Source organism: Amycolatopsis sp. NPDC088138, assembly GCF_044741685.1.
Classification (GTDB): Bacteria; Actinomycetota; Actinomycetes; order Mycobacteriales; family Pseudonocardiaceae; genus Amycolatopsis.
Map to the genome: position 1 here is coordinate 270,920 of NZ_JBIUTB010000006.1, position 24,456 is coordinate 295,375.

Genomic DNA, 24,456 nt, shown 5'->3' on the forward strand with positions numbered 1-24,456 from the left:
GGGTTAGTCGTTCCCACCTTGCCCGGCGTTTCCGTTCCGCGCGCGCCAAGCCGAGATAGCTGCCCCGGCTGAGCGACCGGCCCGGTCCACAGTGTCCCCGAGACCCACCGCCAAGGTCACGCCCAGGGGTATCAAAATGTGGTCGATGCCCTGCTCACCGGGCCCGAAGTGGCCGGACGCCTCCAGGGTGACGAAGCCGTGCAGCGCGCTCCACAGCTGCGCCGCCGCCTGGTACTTGTCGGCCGGCCGGAACCGCCCGGCCTCGATGGCCCGCTCGGTCGCCCGGACGATGTGCTCGAACGCCACCAGCCCCTCCTGGGCGGCTTCGCGGCCTTCCTCGGTGGTGAGGTCGGAGAGCGTCGCCCGTTTGCCGCCGGGCGCGGACTGCCCGAACGTCACCGCGAACAGCTGCGGCTGCTCGGCGACGGCCTGCCGGTAGGTGCGGGCCAGGCTGAAGACGTCCGCCACCGGGTCGTCGGTCTCCTCGACCTCGGCCAGCCACGCGGACAAGCGCAGGAACCCGGCGCGCGCCACCTCGTCGACCAGCGCCGCCATGCCCCCGAAGTGCGTGTAGACGGCCATCGTCGAGACGCCGACCTCCGCCGCCAGCTTGCGAGCCTGCAGCGCTTCGGGGCCGTCGTCGTCGAGCAGGCGGATGGCGGCTTCGACGAGCCGCGCCTTGACGTCGGTCGCGCGGGGTTTCGGGCTCATGCTTGCCAGTATCTCATAACCCTGTTATAAATGGATCTATAACCGAGTTATGGCACGTACGGATACTTTTGCAACTCTGAGGGGTCAGCCATGGGCAACAAGTTCCTCGAGGGCAACTTCGCCCCGGTCAGCCGCGAGCACACGATCACCGAACTGGCCGTCACGGGGCGGATCCCGGACTTCCTCGACGGCCGCTACCTGCGCAACGGCCCCAACCCGCTGTCCGAAGTGGACCCGGCGGCCTACCACTGGTTCATGGGCGACGGCATGGTCCACGGCGTCCGCCTGCGCGACGGGAAGGCCGAGTGGTACCGCAACCGCTGGGTCCGCAACCCGGCCGTCGCGGCGGTGCTGGAGGGGGAGGACGCGAGCCGGTTCTGCGGGCTGGACGCGCTCGGCGCCAACACCAACGTCATCGGCCACGCGGGCAAGACGCTCGCCCTGGTCGAGGCGGGCGCGCCGATCTACGAGCTGACCGACGAGCTCGACACCACCGGCGTCTGCGACTTCGACGGAACGCTCCGGGGCGGCTACACCGCCCACCCGAAGCGCGACCCGCGCACCGGCGAGCTGCACGCCGTCTCGTACTTCTTCGGCATGGGCAACAAGGTCCAGTACTCGGTGATCGACACCCAGGGCCGCGCCCGCCGCACGGTCGACATCGAGGTCACCGGTTCGCCGATGATGCACGACTTCTCGCTGACCGAGCGGCACGTGATCTTCTACGACCTGCCGGTGACGTTCAACGCCGAGATGGCGGTCGCGGCCGGCGTGCCCAGCGCGCTGCGCACGCCCGCGAAGCTGGTGCTCTCGGCGATGGTCGGCAAGGTGCGCGTGCCGGACCCGATGACCGCGATGATGGCACGCAAGATCGGCGCGAACGGCGGCCTGCCCTACCGCTGGGACCCGAAGTACCCGGCGCGGATCGGCGTGATGCCGCGGGAGGGCGGCAACGGCGACGTCCGCTGGTTCGACGTCGAGCCCTGCTACGTCTTCCACCCGCTCAACGCCTACGACGACGGCGACAGCGTCGTGCTCGACGTCGTCCGCCACCAGCGGATGTTCGACCGCGAGCTGCACGGCCCGGGCGAGGACAACCCGACGCTGGACCGCTGGACCGTCGACCTGCTCGCCGGGAAGGTCCTGGAGGAGCGGCTCGACGACCGCGGCCAGGAGTTCCCGCGCGTCGACGAGCGGCTCGTCGGCCGCCGCCACCGCTTCGGGTACACGATGTCCGCCGACGGCGGCGCGAACCCGGGCGGCTCGCTGTTCAAGCACGACTTCCACACCGGGTCGCGCCAGGAGCGCGCGTTCGGCGCGGGCCGCCAGCCCGGCGAGTTCGTGTTCGTGCCGTGCCACGACGACGCGGCCGAGGACGACGGCGTCCTGGTCGGCTTCGTCTTCGACCCGGCGACGCAGCGCAGCGACCTGACGCTGCTCGACGCGGGCACGATGGAGACGGTCGCCGCGATCCACCTGCCGGACCGGGTCCCCAACGGCTTCCACGGCAACTGGGTGCCGACTACGCCTTGAGGATGACGCCGCGGCGCACATGCGTCCCGCGGCCGACGCGGCCCGCCGTCGCGCGCCCCTAACGTCGGTGCCTCACCAGCACCGAGCAAGGGGGACGACATGCGATTCACGGCGGTTCTGGCCGTGCTGACGGGACTTCTGGCCCTGCCCGCACCGGCGTCGGCGAGCGGGACGCCGTACCTGCCGCGGCCGACCGGGAGCCACCCGGTCGGCCTGACCACCCTCGACCTGACCGACACCTCGCGCCCGGATCCGTGGGTCCCGAGCGTGCGAGCACGCGAGCTGATGGTGTCCGTGTGGTACCCGGCGGCCGCGCCGGGACGGCACCGGGCCCGGTACATGACCCCCGAAGAGTCCCGGCTCCTGCTGGCCGACGGCGGGATCACCACGCTGCCGGCGGACATCCTGAGCACGACCCGTACCAACGCCTTCACCGACGCCCGGCCGGAAGGTCGCGCGCACAGCCTGCCGCTCGTCGTGCTCTCGCCCGGGTTCAAGCACGGGCGCGGCACGCTGACCGGGCTGGCCGAGGACCTGGCGAGCCACGGGTACGTGGTGGCCGCGGTCGACCACACCTACGAGAGTGTCGGCACGAGCTTCCCCGGCGGCCGGGTCACCACCTGCGCCGCCTGCGACGTCCCGGTGCACGACGAGCCCTTCTGGCAGAAGGTGGACGCCGTGCGCGCGAAGGACGTCTCCTTCGTGCTCGACGAACTGACCGGGCCCCGGCCGAAGTGGGCGGGCGCGGGCCTGATCGACCGGTCGCGGATCGCGCTGGCCGGGCACTCGGCGGGCGGCGCGGCCGCCGTCCCCGCGATGCTGGCGGACTCCCGGATCAAGGCCGGGATCGACTTCGACGGCACCACGAACCCGCCGCAGGGTGCGCTGTCCCGACCGTTCCTGCTCCTGGGCCGGGCGGGGCAGTACACCCCGGGAACCGGGCAGCCAGCCGTCTCCTGGGCCCGGACCTGGGCGCAGCTGACCGGCTGGAAACGCTGGGTCCTGGTCGACGGCGCGGTGCACCAGTCGTTCAGCGACCTCGCCCTGCTGACCGACGAGTTCGCTCTGCCCAACGGCGCCACCACGTCCGGCGCGCGAAGCCTGCAGATCACGCGCGACTACACCCGGGCGTTCCTCGACCTGCACCTGCGGCACCGGCCGCAGTCCGTGCTGGACGGGCCGTCGGCCGCCTATCCCGAAGTCTCGTTCTGCGACCCGGGCGGCTGTTCCTAGGTGAGCACCCGGTGGTCGCCGGTGTAGAGGTTCATCGACTCGCCGCGCAGGAAGCCGATGAGCGTCATGCCGTTCTCCTCGGCCAGCTCGACGGCCAGTGACGACGGCGCGGACACCGCGGCCAGCAGCCCGATCCCGGCCATGGCGGCCTTCTGGACCAGCTCGAACGAGGCGCGCCCGGACACCAGCAGGCCGTGTCCGGGCGCGGGGATCCGGTCGGCCATGACGGCCCAGCCGAGCACCTTGTCCACGGCGTTGTGCCGCCCGACGTCCTCACGGACGACGTCGATCCCGCCGTCCGGGGTGAACAGCGCCGCCGCGTGCAGGCCACCGGTGCTGGCGAAGACCTTCTGCTTCGCGCGCAACGCCTCCGGCAGCGCGGCGAGCGTCTCGCTCTTCACCGCGAACGGCGCGCCGGCGGGGGAGAAGCGGGTCTTGAGCTTGACCGCGTCGAGCGCGGCCTTGCCGCAGACCCCGCACGAGGACGTCGTGTAGAAGTTGCGCTCGACCCCGACGTCCGGCGGCGGCACACCGGGCGCGAGCGCGATGTCGAGGACGTTGTAGGTGTTGCGGCCCTGGTCGTCGACACCGTCGCAGTACCGGGCGACGGCGATGTCCTCGCGGCCGCCGATCACGCCTTCGGACAGCAGGAAACCGTGGGCCAGTTCGACGTCGTGGCCCGGCGTGCGCATGGTCACCGCCAGGGCGCGGCCGCCGACCCGCAGCTCCAGCGGCTCTTCGGCGGCCAGCGCGTCCGGGCGGCGCCGGTCCCCGGTCGCGGAGATCCGCCGCACCGGACGGCGCACGGTCACCCTGCCCATCGCCCACACCCTTCTCCGCCGGAAAGTTTGACACTCGCATGGTGCAACACCGGGTATTTAGTAATACATTCCCTCCATCATCCCCACTCTACGGAGGGATCCGATGGCTCTCGGCTTCCTGGACCGTTCCCGGATCGTCGCACCCCCAGGCTGGACACGCTGGCTGGTGCCCCCGGCGGCCCTCTCGGTGCACCTGTCGATCGGGCAGGCCTACGCGTGGAGCGTCTTCAAGACCCCGCTCGAAAAGACGATGCACCTCACCGGCACGCAGAGTTCGCTGCCGTTCCAGCTCGGCATCGTGATGCTCGGGCTGTCCGCGGCGTTCGGTGGCACGCTCGTCGAGAAGAACGGCCCGCGCTGGGCGATGTTCGTCTCGATGTGCTGCTTCGCCACCGGATTCCTCGTCTCGGCACTGGGTGTCGCGACCGGGCAGTTCTGGCTCGTCGTCGTCGGATACGGCGCGATCGGCGGTGTCGGCCTCGGAATCGGCTACATTTCCCCGGTTTCGACGCTGATCAAGTGGTTCCCGGACCGCCCGGGCATGGCCACCGGCATCGCGATCATGGGCTTCGGCGGCGGCGCGCTGATCGCGTCGCCGTGGTCTTCGTCGATGATCGGCACCACGCCGACGACCGGCAGCATCGCGACGGCGTTCCTGATCCACGGTGTCGTCTACGCGGTGTTCATGTCGCTCGGCTGGCTGATCGTGCGGGTCCCGGCCGAAGGCTGGAAGCCGGCGGGCTGGGAGCCGAAGACCGACCACGGCCGGGCCATGATCTCCGTCGCGAACGTCTCGGCGGCCAACGCCATCAAGACGCCGCAGTTCTGGCTGCTGTGGGTCGTCCTGTGCTTCAACGTCACCGCGGGCATCGGGATCCTGGAGAAGGCGTCCCCGATGATCGTGGACTTCTTCAAGAACACCTCGACCCCGGTCGGCGCGGCCGCGGCGGCCGGGTTCGTCGCGCTGCTGTCGCTGTGCAACATGCTCGGCCGGTTCGTCTGGTCGTCCACATCGGACCTCATCGGGCGCAAGAACATCTACCGCACCTACCTCGGTGTCGGTGCGGTGCTGTACCTGGTGATCGCACTGACGTCGAATTCGTCGAAGCTCGTGTTCATCCTGTGCGCCATGGTGATCCTGTCGTTCTACGGCGGCGGGTTCGCGACGATCCCGGCGTACCTCAAGGACCTCTTCGGCACCTACCAGGTCGGCGCGATCCACGGCCGGCTGCTCACGGCGTGGTCGGTGGCCGGCGTGCTCGGCCCGCTGATCGTCAACGCCATCGCGGACAGCGAGAAGTCGGCGGGCAAGTCCGGCCCGGACCTCTACGCGACGTCGTTCTACATCATGATCGGCCTGCTCGTGGTCGGCTTCGTGGCCAACGAGCTGGTGCGCCCGGTCAAGGAGAAGTTCCACGAGCCCGCCGTGGCGGCCGAGACCGCGAGGAGCGAAGCGTGACGAACGAACCGGAAGCGAGGCCCAACCGGGTCCCGCTGATCGTGCTGGCCTGGGCGTGGGTCGTGCTGCCCTTCGCCTACGGCATCTACGAGCTGTTCCTGAAACTGGTGCAGCTCTTCGGCTGACCGGGCGCGCCCGGGGCGGTCACGACCGTCCCGGGCCCGCGTCGGTCACACTGGGCGTATGGACTACGTCGGGCGGGTGCCCGCTCCGCCGCTCGACCGGTACGTCGACGACGTCTACTGCCTGACCGGGGTGCCGGACCACCGCCGGGTGACCGTCCCGCCGATGCCCTCGGCCCACCTGTTCGTCAACCTCGGCGCGCCCGTCCGGCTGTGGGACTCCGACCTCTCGGTGCCGTCGGCGGTGTTCACCGGCGGGTGGTTCATGGGCGTGTGGACCCGGCGGTTCCACTTCGAGTACCCCGCCCGGGTGCGGCTGGTGGGGGTGCACTTCAAGCCGTGGGGCATCTCGCCGTTCGTCGACCTCCCGGCGACCGGGCTGCGGGACCGCTGGGTGCCGGTCGACGCGGCCTGGCAGCGGTCCCTGGACCGGATCTGCGACGAGGCCGGCGACCTCGAGTCGCCCGGCGAGACGCTGCGGGTGCTCGAGGAAGAGCTGCAGTCTCGGCTGGCCCGGGCGCCTTCGCGCGGCCTCGACCTGGTCCAGCACGCCGGCGGGCAGCTGGCGACCTCCCACGGCGCGGTCCCGGTCGGGGCGCTGACCGACGCGGCCGGGGTGAGCGGCAACCACCTGGCCGCGCAGTTCAAGTCCCACGTCGGGGTGACCCCTAAACGAGTGGCGCGAATCTACCGCTTCGCGCGCCTGATCCTGGCCGTGGACGCCCCGGGCCCGGTCGACTGGGCCGAGCTCGCGCACACCGCCGGCTACTTCGACCAGGCGCATCTCAGCAAGGAGTTCAAGGACTTCACCGGCCTCACCCCGACGGAGTACCTTGCCCTGCGGCGCCGGTTCCCCGCCGACCAGGCGTTCCCGCCGATGCCCGCCGAGTGATTTCTTACAAGCACGGTCGCGCCCGGGACGGCAGGATCGTGGTGAACGCGCGAGAATCTCGAGGAGAACCTGTGGGCTCAGTCATCATGCACAGTGCGATGTCGGTGGACGGCTTCATCGCCGACGAGAAGGACGATGTCGGGCCGCTCCACGACTGGTACTCCACCGGGGACACCCCGATCGACGGGGCCAGCGGCTTCAGCGTCTCCCGGGCCTCGGCGGAGTACATCAACGAAATGTGGGCTTCGATCGGCGCGCTCGTGATCGGCCGCCGGCTCTTCGACCTGATGAACGGCTGGGACGGGCACCCGCCCGTCGGCGAGCACGTGGTCGTGGTGTCCCACCGGCCGAAGCCCGAAGGCTGGCACCCCGAGGCGTCGTACCACTTCGTCGACGGCGTGACGGCGGCGATCGAGAAGGCCCAGGAGTTCGCCGGGGACCGCGTCATCTCGCTGAACGCCGGCGAGGTGGCCGGCGAGGTCCTCGCGGCCGGTCTCGTGGACGAGGTGGCGATGGACCTGGTGCCCGTGGTCTTCGGCTCGGGCCGGCGCTACTTCGGCAAGGTCGACGGCCAGCACCTGCTGGAGGATCCCCACGTGGTCATCCAGGGTGAAGGGGTGCTGCACCTCGGGTTCAAGGTGCGCCGCTGAGACAGGGATGTCGCAATGTTGACATTGCGACATCGGGCCTCCAAGGTGGAACCACCCGACCCCTTGGAGGCCCGTTGTGACCCGTCCCGCCTTCCACCTGGCCATCCCCGTCGACGACCTGGGCCGCGCCCGCGCGTTCTACGGTGACGTGCTCGGCCTGAGCGAGGGCCGCTCCGCCGAGCAGTGGGTCGACTGGGACTTCCGCGGTCACCAGGTCGTCACCCACGTCGTCGCCGGGGCGCGCGCCGAGGCCGGCCGCAACCCCGTCGACGGCCACGACGTCCCGGTGCCGCACTTCGGGCTCGTGCTGACCGTCGAGGACTTCCACACCCTGGCCGGGCGGCTGCGCGACGCGGGCATCGAGTTCGTCATCGAGCCCTACCAGCGGTTCGCCGGCGAGCCCGGTGAGCAGTGGACGATGTTCCTGCACGACCCGGCCGGGAACGCGCTGGAGTTCAAGGCGTTCCGCGACGAGTCGCAGTTGTTCGCGCGATGACGGGCGTCCTCGTCACCGGCGCGTCCCGCGGGATCGGGCGTGCGGTGGCAAGCGCTTTCGCGGCGAACGGGTACCGGGTCGCCGTCCACTACGGAACCCGGGTGGCCGACGCCGAGGCGACGCTCGCCGCGCTGCCCGGTGACGGGCACCTGCTCGTCACCGGCGACCTCGCCGACCCGGAAGCCGTCCAGCGCATCGCCGACACGGCCGAAGCGGGCCTCGGCGGCGTCGACGTCCTGGTGAACAACGCGGGCGTCGCGCCGGCCCCGGAGACCCACCACCCGGTCGACGGGGTGTCCTACGCGGACTGGCAGCGGATCTGGCGGGACACGATCGACGTCAACCTGCTGGGCGCGGCCAACCTCAGCTACTGCGTCGCCCGGCACCTGATCGCGCGCGGCACCCCGGGCAAGATCGTCAACGTCGGCTCGCGCGGTGCGTTCCGCGGTGAGCCGGACAACCCGGCCTACGGCGCGAGCAAGGCGGCGCTGCACGCGCTCGGCCAGTCCCTCGCGGTTTCCCTGGCGCCGCACGGGATCGCGGTGACGTCCGTGGCGCCCGGCTTCACCGCCACCGAGCGCCAGCTGGACCGGATCGACGACGCGTTGCGCGCGCAGAGCCCGTTCGGCCGGGTCGGCACGCCGGAGGAGGTCGCGGCGGCCGTGCTGTACCTGGCTTCCGACGGCGCGACCTGGGCGTCCGGCGCGATCCTCGACCTCAACGGAGCGTCCCACCTGCGCATGTGACCTGGCTCACCCGTGCAGCAGATCCGGCGGTGGCGGCGTCAGGAGGGCGTGCATCCACTGGGGAAGGTCGTCGTCGCCGGGGTCGCCCTGGTCGTCTTCTGCGGCACGGCCTACGGCTACGCGAACCTGCGCTCGCTCGACGAGGTCACCCGCGACGACGTGATCGGCGTCGCGGCGAAACCGGGCGAACAGCCGGCTGACGGCTCACTGGACATCCTGCTGGTCGGCCGCGACTCGCGGACCGACCTGCAGGGCAACCCGCTGCCGGCGGACGTGCTGCGCGAGCTGCGCGTGGGCCCGAACGGCGACGACCTGACCGACACCCTCATCGTGCTGCGGATCCCGAACGGCACCCAGGAGGTCAAGGCGTTCTCGATCCCGCGGGACAGCTACGTCTCGATGCCGGGCGGCAAGGGGAAGATCAACGCCGCGTTCGGGCGCGCCAAGGTCGCGGAGGCGAAGACCCGCCGCGCCGCGGGGGAGACGGACAAGGCGAAGATCGACCAGGAGGCGCTGACCGCGGCCCGCCGCGCGACGCGGCAGGCGGTCGAGGACCTCACCGGCGTCACGATCGACCACTTCGCCGAGGTCAACCTGCTGAGCTTCTCCGAGATCAGCAAGGCGGTCGGCGGCGTCGACGTCTGCCTGAAGGCGGACACGAAGGACAAGAACTCCGGCGCCGACTTCAAAGCGGGTCCCCAGCGGATCTCGGGCGCGGACGCGCTGGCCTTCGTGCGCCAGCGCGACTACGTCAAGGGCGGCGACCTGGGCCGCGCCCGGCGGCAGCAGGTCTTCCTGGCGGGGCTGGCGAAGCAGGTGCTGTCGTCGGGGACGCTGAGCGACCCGGGCAAGCTGTCGGACCTCATCGACGCGGTGAAGCGCTCGGTCGTCCTCGACGGCTCGTGGAACCTGCTGGACTTCGTCGGGCAGATGCGCGGCATTTCGGGCGGTGGCATCGAGTTCACGACGATCCCGACGGTCAACGTGGACTACCGCTACGACCCCGACAATCCGAAGGCCACCGCGGTACAGGTGGATCCGGCTCAGGTGAAGGCGTTCGTGGCGAGCCTGATCGGCGCGCCCGTGCCCGCCGCCCCCGCACCGGTGGTCGACGTGTCCAACGCGAGCGCGCACGCGGGCCTGGCCGCCCGGGTCGCGGACGTCCTGCGGGACAAGGGATTCGCCCCGGGAACGACGGGCAACACCGGCTCCCGCCGGACGTCCCTGGTCCGTTTCGGCCCGGACCTGGCGGACCGCGGCGCGGAGGTGGCCAAGCTCCTGGGCGGCTTGACGACCCAGCAGACGTCCTCGGTCCCGGCCGGGCACATAGAGGTCTTGCTGGGCTCGGTCTATTCCGGCCCCGGAATAGCGGGCGGCGGCGGTGCGCCCGGCGGCGACGAACCGATCACCTCGGGCGGGGTCGTCTGCGTGGACTGAGTCCGCGCGGTGAAACGCCGACGGCCGCGGTCGCGACTCCCGGACCATGGGCAAAGAGAACCGGCAGGCCGATGTCCGGCGAGCCGTCCGGTATCGGGCCGCGCAGCCGACCAAAACGCGGAGCCGCGCCGATCATTTTCCGGGAATAGCGCGAAGACGTTTTCTCCTGTCGGGGACCGGACCACGGTGGACCACTTTCCAGAGTGGTCCTTGACCTTGCCGCACTGGTGAGGCAGTGTTCTCCAAACCGTGAAACCCCGGGTGCCGAACGATTTCGTGCGCCGCTCCACCAGTGGATGATCACCGAACCGGTGGTCATCGGGAAAACCGATTTCCGTCGCTTTCGTCCCAGGAAAACCGAATGCGCAGAAGCTCCGCCCGCCAATGGGGGTGGGCACTTCCGTTACTCGCTTCCGCCGTTCTGTGCGCCGGCTGCCAGTCGTCGTCCACGTCGGTGCACTACCCCGACCCCGTGGACGCCTGCAAGCTGCCCGGCCCGAACGCTCCCGCCCAGCTCGCGCCCGGGACCGTCGAGATCCCGTCGAACTCGATCAAGACCGCCGACGCGAAGGTCGTGCCCGAAGACCGATCCGAGGTCGACAACGAGCTGACCAGCTGCAAGCGGCTCTTCGCCCGCGACCTCGGCGGCGGCAAACCCAACCTGCAGGACTACCGGCTCGTGACGATCGCCGTCGTGCGGTTCACCGGCTCGGACGACGCCGAGGCCGCCGCCAAGGCGACCCAGCTGATGACCGACGCGCTCGGCGACCACTCGGGTGTCCGCCTCGCCACCGGTGTCGGGGACGAGGCCGGGTTCTCCGAGCAGTGGGCGGCCGTGCGCACCGGCAACGTCGTGCTCGGCGTGACCATCGCCGACGGCGGCACCGAAGCGGCGCTGATCCCGGCGGCCACGCTCGACGACGTCCAGGCCATGGTCACCGACATGATGGGCACGCTGCGGCGCGATTATCAGGGCTGAGGCTCTAGCCGCACCACGATCGCCTTCGACACCGGCGTGTTCGACTTGTCGGCCACCGAACCGAGCGGCACGAGCGCGTTCGCCTCGGGGAAGTACGCCGCCGCGCAGCCGCGGGCCGTCGGGTAGGACACCACGCGGAACGCCGGGGCCCGGCGGTCGCCGTCGCGCCACTCCGACACGAGGTCGACCATCGCGCCGTCGGCGAGACCCAGCGAAGCCAGGTCGTCCGGGTTGACGAGCACCACGCGACGGGCGTTCTCGATGCCGCGGTAGCGGTCGGACAGGCCGTAGATCGTGGTGTTGTACTGGTCGTGGCTGCGCATCGTCTGCAGCAGCAGCCGGCCCTCGGGCACCTTCGGGTACTCCAGTTCGGACACCGTGAAGTTGCCCTTGCCGTTGGCCGTGCCGGTGAACTCGCGGGAGTCGCGCGGCGCGTTCGGCAGCACGAAGCCGTCCGGCTCGCGGACGCGCCGGTTGTAGTCGTCGCAGCCGGTGACGACCCGCGCGATCCGGTCGCGGATCAGGTCGTAGTCGCCCTCGAACGTCCGCCACGGCACCGCGTGGTCCGCGCCGAGCAGCTTCTCCGCCAGCCGGCAGATGATCGCGACCTCGGACAGCAGGTGCTCGCTCGCCGGCTTCAGACGGCCGTGCGACGCGTGCACCTGCGACATCGAGTCCTCGACGGTGACGAACTGCTCGCCCGCGGCCTGGACGTCGCGCTCGGTGCGGCCGAGCGTCGGCAGGACCAGCGCGGTGCGGCCGTGCACGACGTGCGAGCGGTTCAGCTTCGTCGAGACGTGCACGGTCAGCGAGCACGACCGGAGCGCCTTCTCGGTGGTCTCCGTGTCCGGTGTGGCGGACGCGAAGTTGCCGCCGACGGCGAAGAACACCTTGCCGCGGCCGTCGCGCATCGCGCGGATCGAGTCGACGGTGTCGAGGCCGTGCTCGCGCGGGACGTCGATGCCGAACTCGCCGGACAGCGCGTCCATGAAGGACTGCGGCATCTTCTCCCAGATGCCCATCGTCCGGTCGCCCTGGACGTTCGAGTGCCCGCGCACCGGGCACAGGCCCGCGCCGGGCTTGCCGATCATCCCGCGCATCAGCGCCAGGTTCGCGATCTCCGAGATCGTCGGGACGGCGTGCTTGTGCTGCGTCAGGCCCATCGCCCAGCAGTAGATCGTCCGCTCCGACGACGCGATCATCCGCGCGACGCGCTCGATCTGCTCCCGCGGCAGCCCGGTCGCCCGTTCGACCTCGGGCCAGTCGATCTCGTGCAGGTGCTTGGCGTAGTCGTCGAAGTACTCGGTCGAGCGCTGGACGAACTCCCAGTCGACGATCGAGCCCGGCGCCTGCTCGTCCCAGGTCAGCAGCAGGTGCCCGACGGCCTGGAACAGCGCCAGGTCGCCACCGAGACGGATCTGGGCGAACTCGTCGGCCAGCGGCGTGCCCTTGCCGACGACACCGCGGACGTTCTGCGGGTTCTTGAACCGCATCAGCCCGGCCTCGGGCAGCGGGTTGACCGCGATGATCCGCGCGCCCTTGCCCTTGGCCTCCTCCAGCGCCGAGAGCATCCGCGGGTGGTTGGTGCCCGGGTTCTGCCCGACGACGACGATCAGGTCGGCCTTGTGGATGTCGGCCAGGCTCACCGAGCCCTTGCCGATGCCGGTGGTCGCCTGCAGGGCCGCGCCCGAGGACTCGTGGCACATGTTCGAGCAGTCCGGCAGGTTGTTGGTGCCGTAGGAACGCACCATCAGCTGGTACAGGAACGCGGCTTCGTTGCTGGTCCGGCCCGAGGTGTAGAAGAACGCCTCGTTCGGGTCGGTCAGGGCCTTCAGCTCGCCGGCGACCAGCTCGAAGGCGTCGTCCCAGGAGATCGGCTCGTAGTGCGACGCGCCTTCGCGCAGCACGAACGGCTCGGTGATCCGGCCCTGCTGGCCCAGCCAGTAGTCGGTCTTCCCGCGCAGGTCGGCGATCGGGTGCGCGGCGAAGAACTCCCGGCCCACCCGCCGTTTCGTGGACTCTTCGGCGACCGCCTTCGCGCCGTTCTCGCAGAACTCGGCGAGCTTGCGGTGTTCGCCGTCGACCTCACGGGGTTCCGGCCACGCGCAGCCGGGGCAGTCGAAGCCCTGGCGCTGGTTCAGCAGCCGCAACGCCTTGACGGTCCGGCCGGTGCCCATCTGCTCGACACTGCGCAGCAGTGAGACGGCCACCCCCGGTATCCCGGCCGCCCAGCCCTTCGGCTTGCCCACTTCGAGCTGGGCCTCGTCCACGTCCTGCGCCGGCGCTTCACGGGTCATGTGTTCATGGTGCGCCCCGATGACCATTCCCGCGAGCAGGGGGTACGTCACACCCGTGCGGCGCGCAGTCCCCGGTCGGCGACCGTGACCACGAGCAGCACGGCGCTGATGACGATCAGCGCGATCGCCAGCCGGTGCAGGCCCGCCGAGTCCGCGTGCGGGCCGTAACAAAGCGCGATGAGCGTCGACGCCACGATGGCGCCGAGGTACTGGGCGGTCCGGAACAGCCCGCTCGCGGTGCCCATCTGCTCGGCGGGCGCCTCGCGGTAGAGCGTCGTCTGGTTCGCGACGCTGGTCAGGCCCTGCGCCAGGCCGAACAGCGCGGTCAGCGCCAGCAGCGCGCCGATCCACGTGCCGTCGTGCACGAACAGCAGCAGCACCGAGCCGCCGACGAGGGCGACGGCGACCGTCACCAGCCGGGCCTTGATCCCCGTGCCGCGCCCGGAGAAGGCGGCGGCGCACACCGCCGTGCCGGACATCGGGAGCAGCATCAGCCCGGCGGCCTCCTCGCTCAGCTGCCGCGCGGTCTCGAGCCACTGGACGTAGCCGAACATGATCGCGTAGATGGCCATGAAGCTCAGCGCCTGCCGCAGGTAGGTGTGCAGGATCGCGCGGTTGGCCGCCAGCATCCGCAGGTCGAGGAACGGCGTGCCGCGACGCAGTTCGACGAGCGTGAACGCGGTCCCGAGCGCGGCGACGACGGCGAGCAGCCACACGTCGGCGCCCGGGTTCATCAGGAAGAACAGCAACGCCAGCAGGGTCGCGGAGAACAGGGCGATGCCCAGGACGTCGATCGGCTGCGCGGTGCGTTCACCGCGGTCGTCCTTCGGGACCCACAGCAGCGCCAGTACCAGCGACAACCCGGCGAGCGGGATGTTCACCGCGAAGATCGCGGGCCAGCCGAACAGGCCGATGAGCAGCCCGCCCAGCGTCGGGCCGATGACCATCACCGTCTGCGCGGACATCGACAGCAGCGACAGCACCCGCGCGGGCACGCCCTGGCCGCTCGCCTCGGCGTGGTGGCGCAGTACGGCCATCGCGGCCGGGAACCCGGCGCAGGTACCCAGGCCCAGCACCACCCGCACGCCGGTCAGCCAGCCGATCGAGATCGGGATCAGGCCCGCGATCCCGGCCACGATCACCAGCACCGCCCCGCCGAGCAGGACGCGGCGGGCGCCGTAGCGGTCCACCAGCAGCCCGACCACCGGCTGCCCGACCGCGGTGGCCAGGTAGAGCGCCGAGATCAGCCAGGCCGTCTGGCCCGGCCCGGCGCCGAAGCTGTGCCCGATGGGTACGAGCGCGACGGCGATGAGCGTCGAGTTGATCGGGTTGAGCACCGCCCCGGCCACCAGCGGGGTGACCAGGCGGGCGCCGAACTTGGCGGGTGCGGTGACGGTGGTCGTGAGGACTCCTTCGGGTTCAGTGCTCGGCGACGCGCTGCAGCAGCGGCAGGGCGCGGGTGACGGCCTCGAGCTCGGCGGGGGTCAGCTCGTCCGCCAGCGCCTGGGCGAGCCACTCGTCGCGGTGCTGGAAGACGCCGCTGACGGTGGACATGCCGGCCTCGGACAGGCTGATCACGACGCGGCGCCGGTCGGCCGGATCGGGGGTGCGGGCGAGGTAACCCAGCTCGTCGAGGACGCCGAGGGTGGCGGCCATCGACTGCTGCCGCACGTGCTCGGCGGCGGCCAGCTCACCCTGCGTGGCGGGGCCTTCGCGGTGGAGCCGGTTGAGCACGGCGGACTGCGACGGCGTCAGGATGCCGGCGTTGTCGACCTGGCGCAGCCGCCGGTGCAGCTGCCCGACGACCCCGCGGATCCAGCCGGCGCTCTCGGCCACGTGTGCCGGTACTTCGCCCATACACACAGTCTAACTGTTCAGTCCAGACTGTGCATCTGGGTGTGACGCACTCCCCGGCGGGAGTGCAGGACGGTCAGTGGCAGCCGTCGAGGGTCGGCACCGGGTACTTCGGGTCGTAGTAGCCGGGCGCGTCCCGGTGTTCGCCGCTGTCCGGCAAGGCCGGCGGGTTGGCGTAGCCGGGGGCCAGGTAGCCCTCCTTCGCGGCGGCGCAGCCGACGGAGGAGTACGCGCTGGAGCCGCCGAAGGGCCACAGGCCGTCGCCGTGGGGGAAGCCGGTGCCGCTACGGATCACGTAGCTTTCGTCGGCCCGCAGGAAGCTGACGATTTCGGCCGGGCTGATCAGCTTCTCCGGCTGCGCGGCGTCGAAGGCGTAGGCGATGGAGAACTTCGCGTCGACGATCAGCTCACCGGGCCGTTCGCCCGCCCGCGCGGTGAGGACGCCGAACGAGCGCGGGCCCTGGTCGAGCAGGTGGTGGCCGTCGGCGATCTCGGTGAGGTAGGTCGACACGTCCGCCTGGCCCTGCTGCGACGGCTTCCGCTCGAGGGCGGTGCTGATGGCCCCGCGGGCGTCCATGGCGAAGAGGGCCAGGTAGGCCTTCGGATCGTGCTGGTAGAGCACGGCGGGGTCCAGCCTCGACGTCGCGATGACCCGCCGGACCTGCGCGTAGGCGTCCGCGACCGCGTCGGCCTTGAAGGCGCCGACGGTGGCCGCGGCGGGCGACGTGATGCCGTCGAGGCCCTTCGGCCAGGTGTCGGCGGGGGTGTTCGCGTAGGGCCGGGCGAGGTCGACCCGGGCGTACTGCGGGACCTGCGTGGGGTTCGGCGCGGCGGCCGGTGCCGGGGCCCGGCGGCCGACCAGCACGATCGCGACGGTGGTCACGCCGAGGATCGCCACGAACGCGGCGAACACCCACCACCGGCGGTGGGGCCGTCGCGGCCGGGTGCGCCGTTGCTGCTTGCGGAACTTCTTCCGGTCCTTCTTGGCGCCCAGCCAGGCGTCGGTCTGGGCGTGCTTGCGCCACTCCGGGTCCATCAGGTCCGGGTGCGATTCGAGCAGATCGTCCTCGTCCACGTGCTTTCCCCCACAGTCGATGCCTGATCATCGACAGCGGAGGGAGTTCGTTACGCGGAAACGCCGAAGAACATGAACGGGTCTTCGTTGACGCCGACCCCCTGGACCTGGTTCACGACGACGGCCGCCGCGACCAGCACGACGACGAGGAGCAGGGCGAGCAGCCCCGGCCACCGGCTGCTGCCGGGCCGCTGGGTGCCGCCGGTCCGGCGGTCGCGCTTGCGGCGTTTCCTCAGGTCCTTCTTGGCGCCCAGCCAGGCGTCCCGCTCGGCGTACTTCTGCCAGTCGGGGTTCATCAGGTCCGGGTGCGTCTCGAGGCGCCGGTCGTCCGGATCCTGCGGTTGCTGAGGCTGTGCCATCCCGAGTGCCTTCCCCCTGGGTGACCCGCCGTGACGGGTTCGTAGACTTGTCCATTGTGACCGAGAACGCTCCGCAGCAGACCACCGACCTTCCGGGTGCCTGGGACCCGGCCGCCGAGGAAGCACCGATGTACGACCGCTGGGTAGCGGCCGGGTACTTCACGGCCGACGCCTCGTCGGAGAAGCCGCCGTTCTCGATCGTACTGCCGCCGCCGAACGTGACCGGTTCCCTGCACATGGGCCACGCGCTCAACCACACCCTGATGGACGCGATGAGCCGCCGCCGTCGCATGCAGGGCTACGAGGTGCTGTGGCTGCCGGGCATGGACCACGCCGGCATCGCGACGCAGAACGTCGTCGAGCGCCAGCTCGCCGGTGAGGGCCTTTCGCGCCACGACCTGGGCCGCGAGAAGTTCGTCGAGCGCGTCTGGGAGTGGAAGGCCGAGTACGGCGGCCGGATCCTCGGCCAGATGAAGCGCCTCGGCGACGGCGTCGACTGGTCGCGCGAGCGCTTCACGATGGACGAGAACCTGTCCAAGGCCGTCCAGACGGTGTTCAAGAACTTCTTCGACGAGGGCCTGATCTACCGCGCCGAGCGGATCATCAACTGGTGCCCGCGCTGCCAGACCGCGCTGTCGGACATCGAGGTCGACCACAACGACGACGACGGCGAGCTCGTGTCGATCCGCTACGGCGACGGCGAAGACGCGATCGTGGTGGCCACCACCCGCGCCGAGACGATGCTGGGCGATACCGCGGTCGCCGTCCACCCGGACGACGAGCGCTACGCGCACCTGGTCGGCACCACGGTCGAGCTGCCGCTCACCGGCCGCCGCATCCCGATCGTGGCCGACAAGCACGTCGACCCGGAGTTCGGCACCGGCGCGGTCAAGGTGACCCCGGCGCACGACCCGAACGACTTCGAGATCGGCCGCCGCCACGACCTGCCGATGCTCACGGTGATGAACGAGCGCGCCGAGATCACGGTGAAGGGCCCGTTCGAGGGCCTGGACCGGTTCGAGGCGCGGCCCGCGGTGGTCGCGGCGCTGCGCGAGCTCGGCCGGATCGTCGCCGAGAAACGGCCGTACGTGCACGCCGTCGGGCACTGCTCGCGCTGCGACACGGTCGTCGAGCCGCGCCTGTCGCTGCAGTGGTGGGTCAAGGTCGAGGAGCTGGCCAAGCTGGCCGGCGACGCGGTCCGCGACGGCCGCACGAAGATCCACCCGCCGGAGCTGGGCAAGCGGTACTTCGACTGGGTCGACAACATGCACGACTGGACGATCTCGCGCCAGCTGTGGTGGGGCCACCGCATCCCGGTCTTCTACGGCCCGGACGGCGAAGTCGTCTGCGTCGGCCCGGACGAGCAGCCGCCGTCGGGTGAGGGCTGGACGCAGGACCCGGACGTCCTGGACACCTGGTTCTCCTCGGGCCTGTGGCCGATGTCGACACTGGGCTGGCCTTCTACGTCGGACGACCTGGCCAAGTTCTATCCGACCAGCGTCCTGTCCACCGGTTACGACATCCTGTTCTTCTGGGTCGTCCGGATGATGATGTTCGGCGTGCAGCAGATGGACGGCAAGCAGCCGTTCGACCATGTGTACCTGCACGGGCTCATCCGTGACGCGCAGGGCAAGAAGATGTCCAAGTCGCGCGGCAACGTGATCGACCCGCTGGAGTGGATGGACGCCTACGGCGCCGACGCCACCCGGTTCACCCTGGCCCGCGGCGCCAACCCGGGCGCGGACATGGCGCTGGCCGACGAGTGGGCCGCGGGCTCCCGCAACTTCTGCACGAAGCTGTGGAACGCCACCAAGTTCGCCATGATGAACGGCGCTTCGGTGTCTTCGGCTCTTCCGGCTGCTTCGGAGCTGACGGAGTCGGACCGCTGGATCCTCGGCCGCCTCGGCGCGCTGGTGTCCGAAGTGGACGGCCTGTTCGAGGACTTCCAGTTCGCCAAGGTGGCGGGCGCGCTCTACCAGTTCACCTGGAACGAGCTGTGCGACTGGTACCTCGAGCTGGCGAAGGTCCAGCTGTACCAAGGCGACGACGCCCGGGTCGCGGCCACCCGTTCGGTGCTGGGCCACGTGCTGGACACGGTGCTGCGCTTGCTGCACCCGTTCATCCCGTTCATCACCGAGAAGCTGTGGACGGCCCTGACCGGCGGCGAGTCCCTGGTGATCGCCTCGTGGCCTACTGCCTTTGAGGGCTACGCGGACCCGGTCGCCGACGCGCACATCGCCGACGTCCAGAAGCTGGTGACGGAGATCCGCCGCTTTCGCGCCGACCAGGGTCTCAAGCCGGGCCAGAAGGTCGCGGCCCGCCTGGCCGGTTACGCGGGCGGTCACGAAGAGGCGATCCGCTCGCTGGTGCGCCTGACCGCACCCTCGGAGGAGTTCGCGGCGAGCGCGTCCCTCGAGGTGGCCCTGGCGGACGGCGTGGTCACGGTGGAGCTGGACCTCTCGGGCACGGTCGACGTCGAGGCCGAGCGCAAGCGCCTGCAGAAGGACCTCGCGGCGGCCCAGAAGGAGCTGACCCAGACGGAGGCCAAGCTGGGCAACGAGGCGTTCATCGCGAAGGCCCCGGCCCCGGTGATCGACAAGATCAAGGTCCGCAAGGAAACAGCGGTCGCGGACATCGACCGCATCACGGCTCGCCTGGCGGCCCTGCCCACCGCCTGACCACTGCCCCTGGTCACCTGAGAATGCCCCGATGTGGCGTTGGGTGCGTCCAACGCCACATTGGGTGCATCGCGTGTCGGCACGGCAACCTCGGGAGCCCCGGCTGCCACATCGAGTCGGGAGCGGCTCGCGACCGGCGGACTCAGGTCTCACGCACCGAAGGCCGCCTTCGGTGCGTGAGACGCAACCAAGGCCGCCTTGGGGCGCACCACCGCAGGACCGTCGTCCACGAAACCTCGGCTGCGCGACACCGGACGCCGTCATGGTGGCCGGCCGAGACTGTCGTACCCCCTCGGTAGCGTGGAAAACGGGGGCTGCTCAGCGCGATTCGGTCTCCCGCGCGGCTTCGATCAGCGCCACCAGCTCCGGCGTCACCCGCCGGTCCGCCGGGGTCGCGAGGTACGTCGGCATCACCGGTGAAGGATCCCGCAGCGGCCGGAACACCACCCCCGGCACCGGGAGCAGGTTTGCGTGTGCCCGGTAGAAGACCGTCCAGTGTGGACGGCCGTAGCCGAGCGTGCCCAGGGTGTCCTGAGCTGTCGTGAAGTCCTTGCCCAGCACCGGTTCGAAGCCCGCCTCGCGGCAGCACGACACCACCAGGTCGTACAGCGGCTGATTCCGCGAAGGCGGGCTCAGGCGAGCCGGCAGCGAAGCCAGCGAGGCGAAAGAAACCACGTCACAAGCAGCCAGCGGGTGGGACGCGGGCAGGGCGACCATCACCTCGTCCGTCCACAGGGGAGTGAAGTCGAGGCCCGCGCCCGGCCAGGAGCCGCGGACGATCGTGGCGTCCAGGGAGCCGTCGCGGACGCGTTGCAGTCGCTGGGTTGTCGGCGCGTGGAGCAGCTCCAAGGCCGCCGAAGGCGCGAGACGGGCGAACGCGCTCAGCAAGAGATCCAGCCGGTCGCCGAGGCCCTCGCTCGTGCCCAGGCGGACCAGCGTGCCCGGGACGCGAAACTCCGCCACCGAATCCGCGGCCCGGTCGGCGGCCGCGAGTACCGCCCGCGCGTGCGGCAGGAACCGCTGGCCCGCCTCGGTCAGGGTGACGCTGCGGGTGGTTCGGCTCAGCAAGGAGACCCCCAGCTCCCGCTCCAGCCGCCGCACCTGCTGGCTCACCGCGGGCTGGACGATGTGCAGCCGCTCCGCCGCCCGCCCGAAGTGCAGCTCCTCGGCGACCGCGAGGAAGTACCGCACCTGCCGTAGCTCCACCGCGCCCCCATTCATCAGGTTTCGTGATCAGTGTAGGAGCGGAGTGCCCATCGGAAAAGCCGCACCCGAGCGGTTGGCTGGAAGGCGGAAGAAAGGACACCGGACATGCCCTACCTGCACGTTCGTGGCACCCGCCTGCACTACGAAGACGCCGGCCACGGCCCCGCACTGCTCCTCCTGCACGGCTGGGGGACCAGCGGCCTCGTCTGGCAGTCGTGCCTGCCGGACCTGGTGCGCGACCACCGCGTCGTCACCCTCGACTGGCGTGGGTGCGGCCGGTCGGACCACCCGCTCGAGGGCAACACGATCGACGGCCTGACCGCCGACGTCGCCGCCGTGATCGAAGCGCTGGACCTCCAGAAGGCCGTGGTCGTCGGCTCCTCGTTCGGCGCGGTCTTCGCCACCGAACTCGCCCTGGCGCGCCCCGAGCTCGTCGGCGGGGTCGTCGCGGTGGACGGCCCGGCCTACTGGCCGGCGGAGGCGATGCTCGAGAAGGTCCTCGACCTGCGCGAGCGGATGGCCGACGACCGCATCGGGACCCTGGCCGGGTGGGTGCCGAACTGGTTCGCGCCGGGTGTCTCGCCGGGGGTGGTCGACTGGACCGTGCGTCAGCTGGCGGACTCGAGCGTCTACAGCGACGACCTGTTCACCGAGGTGACGAAGTACGACCCGCGGCCGCGGCTGCCGGAGCTGACCGTCCCGATCACCTACCTGCACGGCGAGCTCGACACCGAGATCCCCCTGGAGGTTCCGCGCAGCTGCGCGGCCGCCACCCCGGGCGCCCGGGTGCACGTCATCGCCGGCTGCGGGCACATCCCGCACCAGGAGAACCCCCGCGCGTTCACCGCCGCGCTCCGGACCGTCCTCGCCTGAAGGAGAACACCATGCCCACGGTTCCCGTGACCCTGGCCGGCGGGGACGCCGCCGTGCACTACGACGTCGACGGCGCCGGCCCCGCGCTGCTCCTGCTCCACGGCACCGCCGCGTCCCGCGAGCAGTGGGGTCCGCTGACGGCGCTCGCCCGTGACCGGTTCACCGTGCTCGCCCCGGACTTCTCCGGCTCCGGGCTGACCACCGACCACGGCGGGCCCGTCGACATCGCCGACCTCGCCGCCGAAGCGCTGGCGGTGCTGGACGACGCCGGGGTCGCGGCGGCGCACGTCGTCGGGCATTCGCTCGGCGCCGTCGTCGCCGCGCACCTGGCCGGCACCCACCCGGACCGGGTGCGCTCCGCCGTGCTGCACGCGGCCTGGCCGGTCACCGACGTCCGCCAGGACGCCGAGTTCCGCTACTGGCTGGAGCTGCTGGCCGACGGCCCGGCGACGTTCGCCCGGATGCTGCCGCTGATGGCGTTCGGCCCGCGCTACTGGGCCACGGCGACCGCGGCGGGCAACGAACAGCTCGTCACGGACCTGGCGAAGATGATCCAGCCGGGCACGGACCGCCAGACGGAAGCCGACCGCCACGTCGACCTGCGGCCGGTGCTGGGGGCGATCACCGCGCCGACGCTGGTGCTCGGCAGCGCGCACGACCGGATCGTCGGTGCCGAGCAGCAGCGCGAGCTGGTCGCGGCGATCCCCGGCGCCCGCGCCGCCACGATCGACGCCGGCCACGGCGCCCCGGCCGAGCTGCCCGACGAGTTCGCCCGCCTGGTCCTGGAGTTCCTGTCCTGAAAGCCGTGAAGGCCAGGCGGATTCACGTGGTGATTGCAACACCTGGTGTCTGCTGATCCGAGAGTAACGCTGTGAGGGCCTCGGCTGGTGTATGCCAGCCGAGGGTCTCCCGCGGCCGCCCATTCAACTCAGCCGCAACCTCCGCCAGGTCCGCAGCAGAATGCCGGGACAGGTCGGTGCCTTTGGGGAAGTACTGACGCAGCAGACCGTTGGTGTTCTCGTTGCTGCCCCGCTGCCAAGGCGAATGCGGATCACAAAAGTAGATCTCCAACCCCGTGTCCACGGTGATCGTCCGATGCCGGGCCATCTCCTTGCCCTGATCCCAGGTCAACGACCTCACCAGCAACGGCGGCAACGTCTGGATCACCTCGGTCATCGCCGCCGCGACCGTGGCCGCGTCCCACCCGCCAGGCAGATGCAGCAACATCACAAACCGGGTCGAACGTTCCACCAGCGTCCCGATCGCGGACTTGTTGTCCTTGCCCAGGATCAGGTCGCCTTCCCAATGTCCCGGGACCGCACGGTCGGCGACTTCGGCGGGCCGTTCGCTGATGTTGACCATGTCCGCGATCCCGCCCGAGGGCCGGGAGCGGCGGGCCCGGGTGTGCCGTTGCGGCATCCGCAGGGCCCGCCCGGTCCGCAACGCCGCCGTCAGTTCGCGGCGTAACGCGCCCCGGCCTTGGACATACAGCGCCTGGTAGATCGTTTCGTGCGACACCCGCATCTCCGGCCGGTCGGGAAAGTCCAGGACCAGTCTCTCGGAGATCTGCCGGGGCGACCACTTGCGGTCCAGCCCGGCCTGCACGATCTCTCGCAGCACTGGGTCGGCGCGCAGCTTCGCGGTTTTGGGTCGTTTCGCGCGTTGCTCGGCGCGGTGCTGGGCGCTGCTGGCCCGGTAGGCGCCGGTCGGGCCGGTGTTGCGGGCCAGCTCCCGCGACACCGTCGAGGCCGGCCGGCCGATCGCTCTGCCGATGGCGCGGGGGCCGTGACCTGCAGCGGTGAGGCAGGCGATCTCGTCCCGGTCAGTGATGTTCAGCCGGAGCGGGCCAGGCCGATGGGGTGCGTTGCTGATCACTCCGCCAGCTTGGCGGAACAGCCGCACCCCTGTGGTGGGGGCGAAACCGGCCGCTTGCGCGGCCGGTTTCGCGGCCAGGCCTGCCCGGATCTGCTCCCAGAACAGCAGTTGCAGCGAGCGTGGGAGCCATCGGTGGGTTGGCACTCGTGTCATCGCAATCCCGTCCTTCAGCTGGGCGGTGTTGCAACGACCCCATGACTCCGAGCCACCTTGAGGGACTCAGAGTCCCTCAAGGTGGCCTTCACGGCAGTTTCGCGAGGCGTCAGCGGGCCTGCTTCAGCACCACCGCGGCCACACCGGCCATGCCCGCCTTCAGCGGGTGGTAGGCCGCCGCGACGAAGACGTTCTGGTCCTTGCCGTTGATCCACGCCGAGCCGCCCCGCGCGCAGGCGTCGTGCCCGCGCGACGGGCCGAACGTGTCGACGTACGCCGCGTTGCCGTCCGCGTCGACGGCGTTCTCGAGGGTCTGGTTCAGGTCCTGCTCCACCTCGTTCAGCCAGGCGTAGTCGCCGTCGGCGAACGGCAGGATGTCCGGGCAGTAGCCGCTCGCCGGCGCGATCCGCGGGTAACCGACGACCAGCACCCGCGCACCGGGCGAGCGCTGGTGGATGGTGGCCAGGACGGCCTGGACCCGCGGTTCGATGTTCCCGATCGCCGTCTTCACCGTGTCGACGCCGTTGGCCGTGAAGTGCTCCTGGCACGGGCTGCCCGTCGGGTCGCCCTTCCGCAGGCCCGGGCACGTCGAGATGATGCCGCCGAAGACGCCGAAGTCGTTGCCGCCGATGCCGAGGGTGACCAGGTCGGTGTCGAGCCGCAGCGCGCCCAGCTGGGGCGGGTTGGTGCCGTTGAACGGCACGGACTGCGGCCGGGTCATGTTCGTGGTGTCGGCCCCGGCGCAGCTGACGTCGTCGAAGTCGCCGACGCCGAGCGTGTCCGCCAGCACCGACGGGTAGTTCGCCGTCGACCGCCCGCAGCCGAGCGGGTCGGTCCGCTGGACCGGGATGAACGGCCCGGAGGTGTAGGAGTCGCCGAGCGCGACGTAGTGGTGGATCCGCGGTGCCGCCGACGCCGCGGTGGCGGACGCGGGAAGCAGGATGGCTGCCGAGACGACGGCGATGAGCAGCCGGGTGATGCGCATGAAGACCCCGTTCTGTTCCGGA

At 70.8% G+C, this 24,456-nt stretch carries 23 protein-coding genes; 13 read left to right on the plus strand and 10 right to left on the minus strand.

Annotated elements, in window-relative coordinates; all coding sequences use genetic code 11:
* Positions 1-3 precede the first annotated feature (3 nt).
* The gene (locus ACIOD2_RS33010) at positions 4-711 is read right to left on the minus strand and encodes a TetR/AcrR family transcriptional regulator (protein WP_400546973.1); all 708 of its coding nucleotides are present in this window, start codon (positions 709-711) and stop codon (positions 4-6) included.
* A gap of 90 nt (positions 712-801) precedes the next feature.
* Between ACIOD2_RS33010 and ACIOD2_RS33015 the strand changes: the two genes are divergently transcribed.
* Entirely contained in the window at positions 802-2,244 is a 1,443-nt protein-coding gene (locus tag ACIOD2_RS33015) for a carotenoid oxygenase family protein (RefSeq protein ID WP_400546975.1), read from the plus strand.
* Between the two features lie 99 nt (positions 2,245-2,343).
* Entirely contained in the window at positions 2,344-3,477 is a 1,134-nt protein-coding gene (locus ACIOD2_RS33020; protein ID WP_400546978.1) for an alpha/beta hydrolase family protein, read from the plus strand.
* Here the strand turns inward: ACIOD2_RS33020 and fdhD are convergent.
* Positions 3,474-4,298 carry a formate dehydrogenase accessory sulfurtransferase FdhD gene (fdhD, locus tag ACIOD2_RS33025; RefSeq protein WP_400546981.1) on the minus strand — a complete coding sequence of 275 codons (825 nt, stop codon included), beginning with the start codon at positions 4,296-4,298 and terminating at the stop codon, positions 3,474-3,476. The two genes, ACIOD2_RS33020 and fdhD, sit on opposite strands and share 4 nt — an antisense overlap.
* 103 nt (positions 4,299-4,401) lie before the next feature.
* On the opposite strand from fdhD, the gene ACIOD2_RS33030 reads away from it, so the two are divergent.
* From ACIOD2_RS33030 to ACIOD2_RS33065, 8 genes are all read left to right on the plus strand, one after another.
* Positions 4,402-5,757, plus strand: a complete 1,356-nt coding sequence (locus ACIOD2_RS33030; RefSeq protein ID WP_400546983.1) for an OFA family MFS transporter — start codon at positions 4,402-4,404, stop codon at positions 5,755-5,757.
* A complete protein-coding gene (locus ACIOD2_RS33035; RefSeq protein ID WP_400546986.1) occupies positions 5,754-5,882 on the plus strand; it encodes a hypothetical protein in 129 nt (42 codons plus the stop codon). Before ACIOD2_RS33030 ends, ACIOD2_RS33035 begins: the two co-directional genes overlap by 4 nt.
* A 58-nt stretch (positions 5,883-5,940) precedes the next feature.
* Complete coding sequence (locus ACIOD2_RS33040) at positions 5,941-6,771, plus strand: helix-turn-helix domain-containing protein (RefSeq protein WP_400546989.1); 831 nt, start codon at positions 5,941-5,943, stop codon at positions 6,769-6,771.
* Between the two features lie 71 nt (positions 6,772-6,842).
* Positions 6,843-7,421 carry a dihydrofolate reductase family protein gene (locus tag ACIOD2_RS33045; RefSeq protein ID WP_400546992.1) on the plus strand — a complete coding sequence of 193 codons (579 nt, stop codon included), beginning with the start codon at positions 6,843-6,845 and terminating at the stop codon, positions 7,419-7,421.
* Positions 7,422-7,497: 76 nt separating this feature from the next.
* Positions 7,498-7,917: a VOC family protein gene (locus tag ACIOD2_RS33050; RefSeq protein ID WP_400546995.1), complete on the plus strand. Its 420-nt coding sequence runs from the start codon at positions 7,498-7,500 to the stop codon at positions 7,915-7,917.
* Positions 7,914-8,663, plus strand: coding sequence for an SDR family NAD(P)-dependent oxidoreductase (locus ACIOD2_RS33055; RefSeq protein ID WP_400546998.1), 750 nt, complete (start codon positions 7,914-7,916; stop codon positions 8,661-8,663). The genes ACIOD2_RS33050 and ACIOD2_RS33055 overlap by 4 nt, the downstream gene beginning before the upstream one ends.
* Positions 8,664-8,711: 48 nt before the next feature.
* On the plus strand, positions 8,712-10,100 hold the full coding sequence (locus ACIOD2_RS33060) for an LCP family protein (protein ID WP_400547000.1): 1,389 nt from the start codon (positions 8,712-8,714) through the stop codon (positions 10,098-10,100).
* A 472-nt stretch (positions 10,101-10,572) separates the two neighbouring features.
* Complete coding sequence (locus tag ACIOD2_RS33065) at positions 10,573-11,079, plus strand: hypothetical protein (RefSeq protein ID WP_400547003.1); 507 nt, start codon at positions 10,573-10,575, stop codon at positions 11,077-11,079.
* On the opposite strand, the gene ACIOD2_RS33070 is transcribed toward ACIOD2_RS33065, so the two are convergent.
* The 5 genes from ACIOD2_RS33070 to ACIOD2_RS33090 all read right to left on the minus strand — a co-directional run bounded on the left by ACIOD2_RS33070 (position 11,070) and on the right by ACIOD2_RS33090 (position 16,664).
* On the minus strand, positions 11,070-13,376 hold the full coding sequence (locus tag ACIOD2_RS33070) for an FdhF/YdeP family oxidoreductase (RefSeq protein WP_400547005.1): 2,307 nt from the start codon (positions 13,374-13,376) through the stop codon (positions 11,070-11,072). The genes ACIOD2_RS33065 and ACIOD2_RS33070 overlap by 10 nt on opposite strands.
* Positions 13,377-13,423: 47 nt before the next feature.
* Entirely contained in the window at positions 13,424-14,725 is a 1,302-nt protein-coding gene (locus ACIOD2_RS33075) for an MFS transporter (protein WP_400547008.1), read from the minus strand.
* A gap of 70 nt (positions 14,726-14,795) precedes the next feature.
* Positions 14,796-15,233 (minus strand): MarR family winged helix-turn-helix transcriptional regulator, encoded by a 438-nt coding sequence (locus ACIOD2_RS33080; RefSeq protein WP_400547010.1) that lies wholly within the window; start codon positions 15,231-15,233, stop codon positions 14,796-14,798.
* 73 nt (positions 15,234-15,306) lie between these two features.
* A complete protein-coding gene (locus ACIOD2_RS33085) occupies positions 15,307-16,305 on the minus strand; it encodes a hypothetical protein (protein WP_400547013.1) in 999 nt (332 codons plus the stop codon).
* 50 nt (positions 16,306-16,355) lie between these two features.
* Positions 16,356-16,664, minus strand: a complete 309-nt coding sequence (locus tag ACIOD2_RS33090) for a hypothetical protein (protein ID WP_400547015.1) — start codon at positions 16,662-16,664, stop codon at positions 16,356-16,358.
* Between the two features lie 56 nt (positions 16,665-16,720).
* Here ACIOD2_RS33090 and ACIOD2_RS33095 point away from each other — a divergent pair, with 56 nt between their 5' ends.
* The gene (locus tag ACIOD2_RS33095; protein WP_400547018.1) at positions 16,721-19,342 is read left to right on the plus strand and encodes a valine--tRNA ligase; all 2,622 of its coding nucleotides are present in this window, start codon (positions 16,721-16,723) and stop codon (positions 19,340-19,342) included.
* 318 nt (positions 19,343-19,660) lie between these two features.
* Here ACIOD2_RS33095 and ACIOD2_RS33100 read toward each other — a convergent pair whose 3' ends face one another.
* On the minus strand, positions 19,661-20,548 hold the full coding sequence (locus ACIOD2_RS33100) for a LysR family transcriptional regulator (protein WP_400547021.1): 888 nt from the start codon (positions 20,546-20,548) through the stop codon (positions 19,661-19,663).
* Positions 20,549-20,653: 105 nt separating this feature from the next.
* On the opposite strand from ACIOD2_RS33100, the gene ACIOD2_RS33105 reads away from it, so the two are divergent.
* A complete protein-coding gene (locus tag ACIOD2_RS33105) occupies positions 20,654-21,421 on the plus strand; it encodes an alpha/beta fold hydrolase (RefSeq protein ID WP_400547024.1) in 768 nt (255 codons plus the stop codon).
* An 11-nt stretch (positions 21,422-21,432) separates the two neighbouring features.
* The gene (locus ACIOD2_RS33110; protein WP_400547027.1) at positions 21,433-22,221 is read left to right on the plus strand and encodes an alpha/beta fold hydrolase; all 789 of its coding nucleotides are present in this window, start codon (positions 21,433-21,435) and stop codon (positions 22,219-22,221) included.
* Positions 22,222-22,243: 22 nt separating this feature from the next.
* On the opposite strand, the gene ACIOD2_RS33115 is transcribed toward ACIOD2_RS33110, so the two are convergent.
* Positions 22,244-23,449, minus strand: coding sequence for an IS30 family transposase (locus ACIOD2_RS33115; RefSeq protein WP_400547030.1), 1,206 nt, complete (start codon positions 23,447-23,449; stop codon positions 22,244-22,246).
* A 109-nt stretch (positions 23,450-23,558) separates the two neighbouring features.
* The gene (locus tag ACIOD2_RS33120) at positions 23,559-24,434 is read right to left on the minus strand and encodes an SGNH/GDSL hydrolase family protein (RefSeq protein WP_400547033.1); all 876 of its coding nucleotides are present in this window, start codon (positions 24,432-24,434) and stop codon (positions 23,559-23,561) included.
* Between the last annotated feature and the right edge of the window lie 22 nt (positions 24,435-24,456).

Bases quoted from the DNA above. Each gene is read 5' to 3' on its own strand.
- ACIOD2_RS33010 (WP_400546973.1), bottom strand. From the start codon at position 711: ATGAGCCCGAAACCCCGCGCGACCGACGTCAAGGCGCGGCTCGTCGAA.
- ACIOD2_RS33015 (WP_400546975.1), top strand. From the start codon at position 802: ATGGGCAACAAGTTCCTCGAGGGCAACTTCGCCCCGGTCAGCCGCGAG.
- ACIOD2_RS33020 (WP_400546978.1), top strand. From the start codon at position 2,344: ATGCGATTCACGGCGGTTCTGGCCGTGCTGACGGGACTTCTGGCCCTG.
- fdhD (WP_400546981.1), bottom strand. From the start codon at position 4,298: ATGGGCAGGGTGACCGTGCGCCGTCCGGTGCGGCGGATCTCCGCGACC.
- ACIOD2_RS33030 (WP_400546983.1), top strand. From the start codon at position 4,402: ATGGCTCTCGGCTTCCTGGACCGTTCCCGGATCGTCGCACCCCCAGGC.
- ACIOD2_RS33040 (WP_400546989.1), top strand. From the start codon at position 5,941: ATGGACTACGTCGGGCGGGTGCCCGCTCCGCCGCTCGACCGGTACGTC.
- ACIOD2_RS33055 (WP_400546998.1), top strand. From the start codon at position 7,914: ATGACGGGCGTCCTCGTCACCGGCGCGTCCCGCGGGATCGGGCGTGCG.
- ACIOD2_RS33070 (WP_400547005.1), bottom strand. From the start codon at position 13,376: ATGACCCGTGAAGCGCCGGCGCAGGACGTGGACGAGGCCCAGCTCGAA.
- ACIOD2_RS33080 (WP_400547010.1), bottom strand. From the start codon at position 15,233: ATGGGCGAAGTACCGGCACACGTGGCCGAGAGCGCCGGCTGGATCCGC.
- ACIOD2_RS33090 (WP_400547015.1), bottom strand. From the start codon at position 16,664: ATGGCACAGCCTCAGCAACCGCAGGATCCGGACGACCGGCGCCTCGAG.
- ACIOD2_RS33105 (WP_400547024.1), top strand. From the start codon at position 20,654: ATGCCCTACCTGCACGTTCGTGGCACCCGCCTGCACTACGAAGACGCC.
- ACIOD2_RS33110 (WP_400547027.1), top strand. From the start codon at position 21,433: ATGCCCACGGTTCCCGTGACCCTGGCCGGCGGGGACGCCGCCGTGCAC.
- ACIOD2_RS33115 (WP_400547030.1), bottom strand. From the start codon at position 23,449: ATGACACGAGTGCCAACCCACCGATGGCTCCCACGCTCGCTGCAACTG.
- ACIOD2_RS33120 (WP_400547033.1), bottom strand. From the start codon at position 24,434: ATGCGCATCACCCGGCTGCTCATCGCCGTCGTCTCGGCAGCCATCCTG.